The sequence below is a fragment of the Paenibacillus stellifer genome (genome assembly GCF_000758685.1).
In the GTDB taxonomy this organism is placed as follows: Bacteria; Bacillota; Bacilli; order Paenibacillales; family Paenibacillaceae; genus Paenibacillus_AQ; species Paenibacillus_AQ stellifer.
The window spans coordinates 1,889,332-1,902,637 of the sequence record NZ_CP009286.1; the positions used below are offsets into that span (position 1 = coordinate 1,889,332).

The following is a 13,306-nucleotide window of genomic DNA, read 5'->3' on the forward strand; positions in this document are numbered from 1 at the left end:
GAAGGAGGCTATGAGATGAGTGTTGCGAAAAAGCATCCCGTCTTTGAACAAGAGTTGCGTTCTGACGGCAGCTTTGTTCCCCAGAAAAATCTGTTCACCGTTCCTTTCGGCTACGGCCCCGGGGAACACCGGCCGGAAGCGGGACGCTACCGGCTCCTGTGGATGAAGGCATGTCCTTATGCACATCGGGCGGTGATCGTTCGCAGACTGCTGGGCCTGGAGGAAGCGATCAGCCTCGGCACAGCGAGCCATTTTCGGACGGAATTCGGCTGGGAATTCTCGCTTGACGAGGGAGGCGTCGATCCCGTACTGGGAATCCGCTACATCAAGGAAGTGTACGACGCAGAAGACCCGGAGTACAAAGGAAGGCCGACAGTGCCCATCGTAGTCGATGTACATACCGGACAGGGAGCCAACAGCGACTACTTCCGGCTGACCAACGAGTTGGAGACGGCATGGGCCCCCTTTCATAAAACAGGCGCACCTGATTTGTATCCAGCCGATCTGCGCGCGGAAATCGACGAGCTGAACGAACGGATTTTTCATGATGTTAACAACGGCGTGTACAAAGCGGGCTTCGCCCGGTCGCAGGAGGCTTACGAGAAAGCCTACGATGTGTTGTTCGAGCGTCTGGATGAGCTTGAGGAGCGTCTGTCAACGCGCCGCTACCTGCATGGCGATCGGTTAACCGATTCCGATGTGCGGCTGTATACGACACTGGTCCGCTTCGACGCCGCTTATTACACCGCATTCCGGGCCAACCGGAAGCGCATTGCCGACTATCGCCATCTATGGGCATACGCCAGAGACTTATTCCAGACTCCCGGTTTCGGAGACACAACGGATTTTGATGCGATCAAGCGGCATTACCATCTGTCCGGGCTTCTGACATCGGAAGGGGCGAATCCTTACCGGATTTTGCCTAAGGGACCCGATTTGAGTCTGTGGAACACGCCTCATGGCAGAGGACGCTGAAAGGAGAAGATGGCCCATGCTGACGTTTAAATCGCCTGCCGTATATGTGAACGAGCCGGGCGCAATCACCAAGGCAGGAACTCTGGCTGCGGAGCTTGGCCGCAAGGCGTATATCATCGGAGGTAAGGCCGCCCTGAAGCGGATTGGTGCGCCGCTTGAAGCCAGTCTTAAGGAGGCGGGAATCCAGGCGGTTGTTGAGATCAATCAGGGTGAAGTATCTCTTGCCAATATTAATCGGTATGCTGAAAAAGTTGCCGAGGCCGCGCCGGATTTCCTCATCGGCGCTGGAGGCGGGCTCGTGCTTGATCTCGTGAAGGCGGTGGGCGACCGAACGGGCTTGCCGGTGGTGGCCATCCCGACCGTACCCGCGACCTGCGCGGCATGGTCTGCGCTGAGCATTTTGCATGACGATGAAGGGAACTCAGCCGGTCCGCTATTTCTGAAAGTATCGCCCCGGCTTGTCGTCGCCGACAGTGATGTTCTGGCCGAAGCGCCGAGACGTTACTTCGCTTCCGGCGTCGGCGATACGCTCGCGAAATGGTATGAGGTGGCCCTCAATTTGCAGGATGGACAGGGCAGCGCGGATATTCTGCTGAGTCTGCATCCGGCCAAGCTGGCGCTTGAGGCGATCGAACGTTCGGGAATCGAAGCTTATTCGGACGCCGGAAGCGGCAGAGCCAGTGAGGCGTTCAAGGAGGTGACGGACGCCATTATCGTCCTGACGGGCCTGGCGGGCACCGTGAGCGGAACAGGACGACGGGCGCTCGTGGCCCATGCGATTCATGACAGTCTGACCAATCTTCCCGATGCGCACGGCGCGCTGCATGGAGAGAAGGTGGGCTTCTGCCTGATTGTTCAGTCCATCCTCGAAGGCCGGGATGATGTCGGCAGTATCATCACCGTGCTCCGTAAGTATGAACTTCCTGTAACGCTGGCCGAACTCGGCCTAACCGGACAGACGGATGACAAAATCCGCCGGATAGCGGAAGGCACTCTTATTATTCAGCCTGAGGGAGGCTTTGCGTTCCCGGCCGACAGCGCAAGTCTGGCCGAGGCCATCCGCGCGCCGACAGGGCGGGACGCGAAGCGTTGAGCCTGCCGGCACCTGCTGAACGGCTGCCATTCCCTTTTTATTACCCGTATTAAGTCCATATCCATATATTTAGAAAAGGTGGTTGTCTTGTTCATGAGAAAAATAAGGTACACGCATTCTTTCTTGCTGTTGTTGATATTGTCCGCAGTGCTGGCGGTTTCCGGCTGCTCATCGAATTCATCCGGTTCCTCGGCCTCGTCGGAAGCACCCGCATCAACGGATTCTGCCGAACCCGCTGCGGCTCAAGCGTCTGCTCAGGCCTCTACCGAGCCATCCGTTGATCTCAGCGGCGTAACGCTGCGGGTAGGACAGGTCGGCTGGTCCGAATGGGAAGAGGGCTTCAAGGCAGCGGGCTTGCTTGATACGCCTTACAAACTGGAGTTCAGCTTCTTCCAGGGCGGCAACCTTGAACTGGAGGCGATCGCCGCCAACCAGCTGGACTTCGCTATTACGAGCGAAATTCCGCCCATTTTCGCCTCCCAGGCCGCGAACCAGGGGAATTTCAAGATTGTCGGCGTACAGCGCTGGAATACGCTTTTGCAGGAGCTGGTCATCCCGAAGGATTCGCCGATCAAATCCGTAGCGGAGCTTAAGGGCAAGAAGGTGGCTTACGTTCAGAACACGACTTCCCAGTACTTTCTTGTCAAAATGCTGGAGGCTGCCGGTCTGACCTGGAAAGACATCGAGCCGGTCAAGCTGACGACGGCCGAAGGGCTGACAGCATTGGTCGGCGGCAAGGTTGACGCTCTCGCCAGCTACAGCAATTCGATCACCGCCGCACATCAGAACGGAGCAACCACGCTGGCAAGCGCCAAAGATATTTTATCCGGCAACTTTCCGGTGGCCGTCAACAATAACGCGATCGATGATCCGGCCAAGCATGCGGCTGTGACTGATTTTCTGGAGCGGCTGACCAAGTATTATGAGTGGACCCGCGCCAACCGGGAGCAGTGGGCCGAAATTACGGCGGAGAAGACCAATCAGAAGAAGGAAGATGTTCTGGATACCTTGACCAAAGGGGATGAACAGCGTCCGCTTGCCCTGCAGGCGATCTCGGACGAGGCCATCGCATCGCAGCAGGATATCGCCGATACCTTCACGTCGCTTGGACAATTGCCCGGCAAGATCGATGTTTCGGCTGCCTGGAGCCATGCGTTTGACAAAGACATCGCCGGCATCCTGGAGAAGAAGTAACCGGGTTGAAGGAGAAGGAGGGGATCATGAGCGACAGACAGAGAAAATCAGCCCTTCGATCGGTGGTGCCGTGGCTGCTGCCGGCGTTGATAATAGTGTTCTGGCACATTACCACAACGACGGGAATCATGGCAGGCAACATTTTGCCTCAGCCGCTTCAGGTGGCCCGCACCTTTGTTGATTTGCTGAAGGACGGCGAGCTGGCGCGAAACGTTGGCATCAGTGCTCAAAGAGCGGTAACCGGCTTTCTGATTGGCGGGTTCATCGATTTCGCGCTCGGGCTGTTTAACGGCGGCTCGATATGCAGAAGCTGATCGAACGATTATGGGAGGAGCAGCGGTTCACCGTGCTGCTGGTCACGCATGATGTCAGTGAAGCCGTCGCTTTGGCCAACCGCGTGCTGCTGATTGAAGACGGCCGGATTACGCTGGACGAACGGATTCAGCTTGCCCGTCCGCGCATTAGGGATGCCGGATTCGCCCATTACGAGAATCTGATCCTCAAACGTGTGATGGGCACCCTGGATGATGAGCATACGAGCGTCAAACCTGTTCAATATTCCATTTAAAGGAGAAGGATTGTGACCATAACGAAGCAGGAATACGATTTTAACCGGAACGTTATCGTGCAGCCCGTTGGGCGGGGCGCAGCAGGCAGACAAGACAGTGTCAATCTGTCATACGGCTTCCCGGCGACGGAGCTTCTGCCTGTTGAAGCACTGAACCAGGCAGCGCTCGAATCGCTGGTACGCGACCGGGCGCAAGCGCTGCACTATACCGGAGGACAAGGGCTGGACATCATCAGGAATTGGCAGCTCAGACGTCTGCGGAAATTCGGTATTCAAGCGAATGATGAGCACTATTTGGCCGTATATGGGGCGAATCAGGGCATCGAACTGACGGCCCGCGTATTGATCAATCCCGGCGATACGGTGTGGACTGAGGCGGCGACCTATTTTAACGCGATTAACATGTTCTGTTACGCGGGTGCCGAGATCGTCGGCCTGCCGATGGATGTGAACGGAGTTGACGTGGATAAGGTGGAGGATGAGCTAAAGAGGGCCGCCGCCGGCGAGGGCGCGCTGCCCAAATTCATCTATGTCATGCCGAATTTCCAGAATCCGACCGGAACGACGCTGCCGCGCGCGCGCCGCGAACGGCTCGCCAAGCTGGCCCGGATTTACAATTTCTACATCCTGGAGGACGATGCTTACGGCGAGCTTCGCTTTGAGGGTGAGGATTTGCCTGCTATTGCCTCATACGCGCCTGACCGGACGATATATCTCGGCACCTTCTCCAAGACATTGGGTCCGGGTTTGCGCTTCGGCTGCGTCATTGCTCCCCGGGAGGTTGCTGACCGCATGCGCTGCCTGACGCTGAACAGCGCTACAAGTCCGTTCACTCAGGAAATTCTGGGCCATCTGCTGCAGAACTATGATTATGACGCCCAGATCACCCGGCTTACAGCTTGTTACGAAGCTCGTCGCGATGCGCTGGCGGAGGCGCTTGGCTCAACCTTCGGAGACGAAGTGCGTTTTCAGCTGCCGGAAGGCGGCTTCTTCCTCTGGCTGGCGTTTCAAGAAGAGACGGATACTCTCCGGCTTGCCGAACTTGCCGCGGAGAGAGGGGTTCAGACCGTCCCGGGCCGCGGCTTCTTTGCGGCGGATGGCAGCTATCCTTTTATCCGGCTGTGCTTCAGTTATTGCGGGGAGCGAGAGATCGAGGAAGGCGTGAGGAGGCTGGCGGCGGCTTATTTCGATAGCCGGAGATAACTTTTCTTCCGAAGAGATTCCTTGATGTTGTGGAGCGGCGCAAGTATAATTTAGACGTTGCCGCTCCCTTTTGGCTGCTGCCGCAACATTTTTAAGGTATCCGGAAGTAAAAGAGGTGTGCAAGTGGGCAGCATAAGTGTGGCTAAAGTGCTCAACAACAATGTCATAATCGCCGATCATCCTCAGTACGACGAAGTTGTCGTTATCGGCAAGGGTATCGGATTCAACCGCAAAGTCCGGGACAAGATTGATTTGTCTGCGGTCGAGAAGATGTTCATTCTCCGCAACCAGCAGGAGCAGGAGCAGTACAAACAGTTGATTCCCCAGGTCGACGAGAAGCTGATCGAGACCATTCATGAGATCGTGCTGTACATTATGCAGAATAGCCGCAAGCCGTTGAATGAGCACATTCATATTGCTCTGACGGATCATATTGCATTTGCGATCCGGCGCTATGAACAGAATGTTCCCTTTCATAATCCCTTTCTGTACGAAACGAGGGAGATTTATCCGGATGAGTATGCGATGGCGGAATATTCCGTGCACCGGATCAACGAGAAGATGGGAGTTGATCTCCCGCTTGATGAGATCGGTTTCGTGGCCCTTCATATCCACAGCGCGCTGAGCAACCGGCACATATCGGAAGTCCAGAAGCATTCCATGCTGATCAGCGATATGGTTAATCTGGTGGAGAACAACCTGAATTACCGCATTCCCCGGGACTCGCTCGATTACTCCAGGCTCGTTACTCATCTTCGGTTCGTGCTGGAGAGATTGCGTAGAGGCGAAACTGTGCAGGAGACTTCGTCGCTCGACGGGTTGATGAAAAGGGAGTACCCTGAAATGTATTCGCTTGCTTGGAAGCTGACCAAGGTTATCGAGCAGCGTATGCACCTGTCTGTCTATTCCGCCGAAGTAGGTTATCTGACCGTACATCTTCAGCGTCTCGCCCAGAAAAAAGACGATGAAGCGGATATGAACAACCGGACCGGAAGCTGACGATCTATGTGAGTTTTGTCAATATTTAGACTACATCTTGCAAGTCGAAATAATCGGTGCTACAATTACCACTGTTAATACCAGCAAAACAGAATACCTACGTGTTACTGATTCGATCAGGCATGAGTGATTTACAGTATTTTGGTTGTTTTTCCCCAACTCGGGGTAATCTAACTCTAGGGTTAGGACAACTGATTACTGTGACTACTCATGCCTTTTTTGCTATCTGTTTTGCTTGTACCATACACGACTTTAAATTAGGATAAGGAAGTGAACTTGAATGTTCAAAAAGCTTTTCGGCGTTTTACAGCGTGTCGGTAAAGCACTGATGCTTCCAGTCGCCATTCTTCCGGCAGCCGGCTTGCTGCTCGGAATTGGCAACATGCTCGTGAATCCAGACTTCCTGCAGTACGTTCCCGCTCTGGAGAACCACACGGTTCAGGCTATTGCCAATGTGCTCATGAACTCAGGTCAAATCGTATTCAGCAACCTGTCTCTGCTCTTCGCGGTAGGGGTTGCGATCGGTCTGGCCGGCGGTGAAGGCGTTGCAGGCCTCGCGGCCATTATCGGCTTCCTTGTCATGAACGTGACGATGGGAACCGCGCTCGGCATCAACAGCTATGTGCTGAGCAAAGGTGACTTCGCCTATGCCAGCGTGCTAGGGATTCCAACCTTGCAGACCGGCGTATTCGGCGGTATTCTAGTCGGTATTCTGGCCTCGGCCATGTACAAGCGATTCTTCAAGATCGAGCTTCCGTCTTATCTCGGATTCTTCGCAGGCAAGCGTTTCGTTCCGATCATGACAGCCGTTACGTCGCTGATTCTCGGTCTGGCGCTGACCATTATCTGGCCTCCGATCCAGCATGGTCTTAACTATCTGTCGCAGAACATGATCGATACGAACCGGACGCTCGCGGCATTTATATTCGGATTGATCGAACGCTCGCTCATTCCGTTCGGCCTGCATCATATCTTCTACTCGCCATTCTGGTACGAGTTCGGAAGCTATGTCAACAAGGCGGGACAGCTGGTCCGCGGCGACCAGAGCATATTCATGGCCCAGCTCCGCGACGGCGTTCCGTTCACGGCGGGTACCTTTACAACCGGTAAATATCCGTTCATGATGTTCGGCCTTCCGGCCGCAGCTCTGGCGATCTACCATGAAGCCAGACCGGAGAACAAGAAGGTTGTCGGCTCCCTGATGGTATCCGCGGCCTTGACTTCATTCCTGACAGGGATTACCGAACCGCTCGAGTTCTCGTTCCTGTTCGTGGCTCCGCTGCTGTTCGCGGTTCACGCCGTATTCGCGGGATTGTCCTTCATGACGATGCATATTCTCGGCGTCAAGATCGGCATGACCTTCTCCGGCGGCTTCATCGACTACGTGCTGTTCGGCATTATTCCGAACCGCACAGCCTGGTGGCTCGTCATTCCGGTCGGTCTGATCCTTGCGGTCATCTACTACTTCGGGTTCCGCTTCGTCATCCGCAAGTTCAACCTGAAGACTCCGGGCCGCGAAGATGTGGCAGACGATGATGCGGACGGAACCGAGAGTTCGGCAGCAGCAGTATCGACTGCCGGAGACGATCTGCCGCGCAACATCTTGTCCGCTCTGGGCGGACAGCCGAACATTGTTCATCTGGACGCCTGCATTACCCGGCTTCGTGTTGAGGTCAAGGATAAGGCTAACGTCGACAAGAACCGTCTGAAGAAACTGGGCGCTTCCGGCGTGCTGGAGGTGGGTAATAACGTACAGGCGATTTTCGGCACCCGTTCCGATACGATCAAGTCGCAGATTCAGGACGTCATGGCCGGCAGAACGCCGGCGGCTCCGATTGCGGCTGCTCCTCAGCCCGAGGCCGAGAAGCAGGCGGGCGAAGAAGGCCAGGCGATCATTCCTGAGGATATCGTATCGCCGGTCAACGGCGAACTGCTGGATATCACGCAGGTCCCGGATGCCGTGTTCTCGCAGAAGATGACAGGCGACGGCTTTGCGTTCCTGTCCAGAGACGGTAAAATCGCTTCCCCGGTATACGGTAAAGTCTTCAACGTATTCCCGAGCAAGCATGCGGTCGGCATCATGTCCGACGGCGGCAAGGAAGTGCTCGTCCATATCGGCGTCAATACCGTCAAGCTGAAAGGTCAAGGCTTCACGGTGCTCGTAGAAGAGGGCGATCTGGTGGCTGCCGGACAGCCGATCATGGAAGTGGATCTCGAGTATGTCAAGGCCCATGCGCCTTCGATCATCTCTCCGGTTATTTTCTCCAACCTGCCTGAAGGCTCTTCGGTAACGCTGAAGAAGCCGGGCAAGACAACCATTGGAGACAAAGACATCATCACGATTCAGTAAAAGTGAAAACCAGCGGCGCTTCCTTTATAATGGGGAAGCGCAAGCTGTTTTCCTTTTCTAGCAAACTACAGAAAGCGAGTGGGATTATTATGCAAAAAACATTCAGAATTACGGACGAAGACGGTATTCACGCACGCCCTGCAACTGCCCTGGTTAATACAGCTACCAAATTCAAGGGAACTGAAGCTTTTGCGGAAGCCAAAGGCAAAAAGGTTACTTTAAAGTCCATTCTTGGTGTTCTTTCTTTGGGTCTTGAAGCCGGAGAAAGCCTGACATTGATCACGGAGGGCGCCGAAGAAGCCGAAGCGCTCAGCGCACTTGAGGAAGTTTTGGTTAAAGAAGGGCTGGGAGAGTTGAATGAGTAAAATTTCAGGAATCGCGGCTTCGGCAGGGATTGCAGTGGCGCGCGCCTTTATCCTGGAACATCCCGATTATACGATCTCCAAGAATACGGTAGCGGATGTTCAGGCTGAAGTTGCCAAACTGGACGATGCGCTGGATAAATCCAGAGCGGAGCTGCAGCGTATCAAGGAGCGCACCTTGGCTGAGCTTGGCGAGAAGAAGGCGGAGATTTTCGAATCCCACCTGCTTATTCTGGACGATCCGGAACTGATCAACCCGGTCAAGGACAAAATCCGGGAAGAAGTCGTTAACGCGGATTATGCCATGAACGAGGTGTCCGCCCAGTTCGTATCCATGTTCGAAAATATGAAGAGCGCGTATCTTCAGGAACGCGCTGCCGATATGCGCGACGTGACGAAGCGCGTGCTGAATCATCTGCTGGGCATTCACTATGTGAGCCCTGCCGAGATCAGCGAGGAGGTCGTCGTTATCGCCGAGGACCTTACGCCTTCGGATACGGCGCAGTTGAACCGCCGTTATGTCAAAGGCTTCACGACCAACATCGGGGGCCGCACTTCGCATTCCGCCATCATGGCCCGTTCGCTGGAAATTCCGGCTGTCGTCGGAACGAAGAACGTGCTGTCCCAGGTGAAGGCGGGCGATCTGGTCATCGTCGACGGACTGAGCGGCGATGTGCTGATTAACCCGAGCGAAGCCGAGGTTGTTGAATATACAGCGAAGCAGGAAGCGTACAATCTGCAGATTGCAGAATGGAAGAAGCTTCGCGATGAGCCGTCGGTTTCGGCCGATGGCAAGCATGTGGAGCTTGCGGCGAATATCGGCACACCCAATGATGTGACAGGTGTGGTTGAGAACGGCGGCGAAGGTGTAGGCCTGTACCGCACCGAGTTCCTGTACATGGGACGCGACAAGCTGCCGTCTGAAGATGTACAGTTCAACGCTTATAAGACCGTTCTGGAGAACATGAACGGCAAGCCGGTTGTTGTCCGCACACTGGACATCGGCGGCGACAAGGAACTGCCGTATCTGGATCTTCCGAAGGAAATGAACCCGTTCCTCGGATTCCGTGCCGTTCGCCTCTGTCTCGACCGCCAGGATATCTTCCGCACACAGCTGCGCGCTCTGCTAAGAGCGAGCGTGTACGGAAATCTCCGCATCATGTTCCCGATGATCGCAACGCTGACGGAATTCCGCGCTGCCCGCGATCTGCTGCTTGAAGAGAAGGCCAAGCTTCAGGCGGAAGGACAGGAAGTGTCGGACAGCATCCAGCTCGGCATCATGGTCGAAATTCCGTCCACGGCCGTTCTGGCGGACCAGTTCGCCAAGGAAGTCGACTTCTTCAGCATCGGTACTAACGATCTTATCCAATATACAATGGCAGCCGACCGCATGAACGAGCGGGTGTCCTATCTGTATCAGCCTTACAATCCGGCCATTCTGCGCCTGATCAAGAATGTCATCGACGCGGCCCACGCCCAGGGCAAGTGGACGGGAATGTGCGGCGAGATGGCCGGCGACTCCACCGCCATTCCGCTGCTGCTGGGTCTCGGACTTGACGAGTTCAGCATGAGCGCGACCTCCATTCTTCCGGCACGGAGCCAGATTTCGAAGCTGTCCGCCGAGGACATGAAGACGCTGGCATCCAAGGCTCTGGAGATGGGTACGGCGGAAGAGGTTGTCGCTCTGGTTCGCTCGATCGGCAACTGATTCCCGGTCTGGCGAGGTTGTAATCCTTTTTTGCAATCTATCACTTTTCCGCTATACTTATGAGGCTGGTCCCACCTTGGGCCAGCCTTTTTTTCATATATGATGATCAGCTTCGCACTTCTTCCACACTAAGTTCACATAATAGACATATATGAAGGGTATAAATATTGGTTTTGAGATGTTTTTGCACATATACGCAGGTTATAATTTTAAAATTAAAGGGAATTGCGGTAGGGTATTTAGGAAGCCCTATTGTAATCCGATATATCAAGTAGAACGACCAGGATTGACCCAAACCTGTGAGCGAGAGCTTGCATATCCTGTATTGACACAGGCTTTTCTCTCGGTGCATCACGTATAGGTCACAGGACAATTGGGCATATATGGATCTAAAAACTTCCGGCTTCTCGCACGGAAGCGATAGGATGGTGGAGGCAGTGAAGAGCAATTACATGAACGCAGAGCCAATGGAAGACCGTTATGAAGGCAGGGATCTCGGTCTCAGTTACACTCCGGAGAGCAGTACGTTCAAAGTATGGGCGCCTGCAGCGTCAGCCGTGTCGCTAGTGCTATATGATACAGGCGGAGATGGACGCGGAACCGCGGACTCATCCGATGATGCCAGACTGGCCTACATGCTCCGCCGGGACGGCGGCGTCTGGCAGGTCCGGATATCCGGCGATCTGAATGGTAAATTCTATATGTACCGCGTCGTCTACGGTGACGGAACGATCGTCGAGGCGGCTGATCCCTATGCTGTCGCCGTATCCGTGAACGGGTTGCGTTCTGCTGTCGTTGATATGCGGAGCACCGATCCGTCAGGGTGGGCGCAGGATCAATGTCCGGTAACGGCCAATCCGGTGGACGCGGTTATCTACGAACTGCATGTCCGCGATTTCTCAAGCCATGAGAGCTCGGGGGCTGCATATAAAGGGAAATACAAAGCTTTTACCGAAAGCGGACTTCGCGATTCTGAAGGAAGAACGCTGGGCATCGACCATTTAAGCGAGCTTGGCGTCACGCATGTTCATCTTATGCCGGTATTCGATTTTCAGACGGTGAACGAGCTTCCGGTTAGCGGTGCGGCTTCCGGAGAAGAGGGCGGGTATAACTGGGGCTACGATCCCCAGCACTATAACGCTCCCGAAGGCTCCTACAGCACGGATGCGGCGGAACCCGCCCGGCGTATTTCGGAATTCAAGGAAATGGTGCTGGCGCTGCATCACAAGGGCATCTCCGTCGTGATGGATGTGGTGTACAATCATACGTACTCGGTGGAAAAAGGGCCGTTCGAGGCGTTTGCGCCCGGCTATTATTACCGGCATGATTATGCGGGACGCCTCTCCAACGGCTCCGGCGTGGGCAACGAGCTGGCAACGGAACGGCCGATGGTGCGCAAATTCATCAAGGATTCGATCCGCCATTGGGCTACCGAATACCATATCGACGGCTTCCGCTTCGATCTGATGGGACTGATCGATACGGTTACGATGCGTGAGATTGCCCGGGAGATCCGATTGGAGCTCGGGCGCTGCCTGATTTTCTATGGCGAGCCTTGGACCGGAGGCGATTCCCCTCTTGTATCGAAGACGCTGAAGGGCGCGCAGAGAGGAAAGGGCTTCGCCGTCTTTAACGACAATTTCCGGTCGGCTATCAAGGGAGACAGCGATGGCTGGGGCAGAGGCTTCATTACCGGAGAGCAGGGCAGGGAAGGTGCGGTGGCGGCCGGTATTATCGGGGCCGTTCACGATTTTACGGATTCCCCCACGGAGAGCGTCAACTATACGACAGCGCATGACAATTTGAATCTGTGGGATAAGCTTCTCGCAGTTCAAGGTATGCGCCAGGCGGCCCGGCTGCCGGAACTCGACAACGGAAGGCTCAAGAACGGCGGCAGCCTTGAAGAGGCGGTGGCGGCGGCCAATCCTTATATCGGCCTGGAAGAAGAGCCAGTGCTGGATAATGAGCTGGTCAGACGCTCGCTGCTGGCAGGGGGCATCGTGCTCACCTCGCAGGGCATCCCGTTCCTTCAAGCCGGAGACGAATTGCTGCGCAGCAAGTTCGGCGATCATAACAGCTACCGGAGCGGCGATGCCATCAATGCGATCCGGTGGAGCAACAAAGCCAGATTCCAGCCCGTGTTCGATTATTACAAAGGGTTGATCGCGCTTCGCCGGAGCCACCCGGCATTTCGGCTGCGGGGGCGTCAGGAGATCGAGCGGTCGCTTGATTTCTTCCGCTGCGACGGCGGCGTTGTGGCCTATACGCTTAAGAATCATGCCGGAGGCGATGGCTGGAACAATATTGCGGTGCTCTTTAACGCGAACCCCTGGCCGGTTACGGTGAAGCTGCCGCTGGGCTGCAAGTCCTGGAATGTGGCGGTCGATCATACGCGGGCGGGCGCTGAAGGCTTCCGCAGGATCGAAGGCGAAGAGGTTGTGGCAGAAGGGCTGTCGATGATGGTCCTGTACGACGAGAGTGGAAAGGCACCCCGCCGGGCCAAGACGGTCGAGGTGCATTATGAACGCTCGGACGGCGACTACAGAGGCTGGAACATCTGGGTGTGGGACACCGGGATTCAGGATGGCCAGACCGATTTCCGTTTCATGGAAGACGGCCGGGCTGTCGCCGTCATTGAGCTTCATCCGCAGACCCGGGCGTTCGGTTATATTCTGCGGGTCAATGATTGGGAAGCGAGGGACGGCAGCACCGACCGGTTCATCCAATGCCCGGAAGGAGAAGACGATTTCAAAGTGCTGATCCGGGATTCCGGCAGCGGAGCGATTATCGAGCCGCAGCTTTCGTTAACAAGCTGAACCGGTACGAATCCACCTTTAACAAAAAAATAGTATGC

At 55.3% G+C, this 13,306-nt stretch carries 10 protein-coding genes and 1 pseudogene; all 11 read left to right on the top strand.

Annotation, left to right across the window (positions count from 1 at the left end; genetic code table 11):
- Positions 1–15: 15 nt before the first annotated feature.
- The 11 genes and pseudogenes from PSTEL_RS08425 to pulA all read left to right on the top strand — a co-directional run bounded on the left by PSTEL_RS08425 (position 16) and on the right by pulA (position 13,268).
- Positions 16–975 (top strand): glutathione S-transferase family protein, encoded by a 960-nt coding sequence (locus PSTEL_RS08425; RefSeq protein WP_038694641.1) that lies wholly within the window; start codon positions 16–18, stop codon positions 973–975.
- A gap of 16 nt (positions 976–991) precedes the next feature.
- A complete protein-coding gene (locus PSTEL_RS08430; RefSeq protein WP_052098285.1) occupies positions 992–2,068 on the top strand; it encodes an iron-containing alcohol dehydrogenase family protein in 1,077 nt (358 codons plus the stop codon).
- A gap of 93 nt (positions 2,069–2,161) precedes the next feature.
- Positions 2,162–3,262 (top strand): ABC transporter substrate-binding protein, encoded by a 1,101-nt coding sequence (locus tag PSTEL_RS08435; RefSeq protein WP_038694642.1) that lies wholly within the window; start codon positions 2,162–2,164, stop codon positions 3,260–3,262.
- A 26-nt stretch (positions 3,263–3,288) separates the two neighbouring features.
- Positions 3,289–3,576, top strand: a complete 288-nt coding sequence (locus tag PSTEL_RS08440; RefSeq protein WP_038694643.1) for an ABC transporter permease — start codon at positions 3,289–3,291, stop codon at positions 3,574–3,576.
- A pseudogene (ssuB, locus tag PSTEL_RS08445) lies at positions 3,555–3,830 on the top strand (aliphatic sulfonate ABC transporter ATP-binding protein); the annotation flags it as partial. The gene PSTEL_RS08440 and the pseudogene ssuB, both read left to right, overlap by 22 nt.
- Before the next feature lie 12 nt (positions 3,831–3,842).
- Positions 3,843–5,033 carry an aminotransferase-like domain-containing protein gene (locus tag PSTEL_RS08450; protein WP_052098287.1) on the top strand — a complete coding sequence of 397 codons (1,191 nt, stop codon included), beginning with the start codon at positions 3,843–3,845 and terminating at the stop codon, positions 5,031–5,033.
- Between the two features lie 123 nt (positions 5,034–5,156).
- On the top strand, positions 5,157–6,032 hold the full coding sequence (glcT, locus tag PSTEL_RS08455) for a glucose PTS transporter transcription antiterminator GlcT (protein ID WP_038694644.1): 876 nt from the start codon (positions 5,157–5,159) through the stop codon (positions 6,030–6,032).
- A 280-nt stretch (positions 6,033–6,312) separates the two neighbouring features.
- Positions 6,313–8,382 carry a glucose-specific PTS transporter subunit IIBC gene (gene ptsG / locus PSTEL_RS08460; protein ID WP_038694645.1) on the top strand — a complete coding sequence of 690 codons (2,070 nt, stop codon included), beginning with the start codon at positions 6,313–6,315 and terminating at the stop codon, positions 8,380–8,382.
- Between the two features lie 89 nt (positions 8,383–8,471).
- The gene (locus PSTEL_RS08465) at positions 8,472–8,747 is read left to right on the top strand and encodes an HPr family phosphocarrier protein (protein WP_038700417.1); all 276 of its coding nucleotides are present in this window, start codon (positions 8,472–8,474) and stop codon (positions 8,745–8,747) included.
- The gene (ptsP, locus tag PSTEL_RS08470) at positions 8,740–10,452 is read left to right on the top strand and encodes a phosphoenolpyruvate--protein phosphotransferase (protein ID WP_038694646.1); all 1,713 of its coding nucleotides are present in this window, start codon (positions 8,740–8,742) and stop codon (positions 10,450–10,452) included. The genes PSTEL_RS08465 and ptsP overlap by 8 nt, the downstream gene beginning before the upstream one ends.
- 452 nt (positions 10,453–10,904) lie before the next feature.
- On the top strand, positions 10,905–13,268 hold the full coding sequence (pulA, locus tag PSTEL_RS08475) for a type I pullulanase (protein WP_038700419.1): 2,364 nt from the start codon (positions 10,905–10,907) through the stop codon (positions 13,266–13,268).
- Positions 13,269–13,306: the final 38 nt, after the last annotated feature.

What these genes read in the sequence shown, in the direction of transcription:
- PSTEL_RS08425 (WP_038694641.1), top strand. Translation starts at nt 16, where the DNA reads ATGAGTGTTGCGAAAAAGCATCCCGTCTTTGAACAAGAGTTGCGTTCT.
- PSTEL_RS08430 (WP_052098285.1), top strand. Translation starts at nt 992, where the DNA reads ATGCTGACGTTTAAATCGCCTGCCGTATATGTGAACGAGCCGGGCGCA.
- PSTEL_RS08435 (WP_038694642.1), top strand. Translation starts at nt 2,162, where the DNA reads ATGAGAAAAATAAGGTACACGCATTCTTTCTTGCTGTTGTTGATATTG.
- PSTEL_RS08440 (WP_038694643.1), top strand. Translation starts at nt 3,289, where the DNA reads ATGAGCGACAGACAGAGAAAATCAGCCCTTCGATCGGTGGTGCCGTGG.
- ptsG (WP_038694645.1), top strand. Translation starts at nt 6,313, where the DNA reads ATGTTCAAAAAGCTTTTCGGCGTTTTACAGCGTGTCGGTAAAGCACTG.
- PSTEL_RS08465 (WP_038700417.1), top strand. Translation starts at nt 8,472, where the DNA reads ATGCAAAAAACATTCAGAATTACGGACGAAGACGGTATTCACGCACGC.
- ptsP (WP_038694646.1), top strand. Translation starts at nt 8,740, where the DNA reads ATGAGTAAAATTTCAGGAATCGCGGCTTCGGCAGGGATTGCAGTGGCG.
- pulA (WP_038700419.1), top strand. Translation starts at nt 10,905, where the DNA reads ATGAACGCAGAGCCAATGGAAGACCGTTATGAAGGCAGGGATCTCGGT.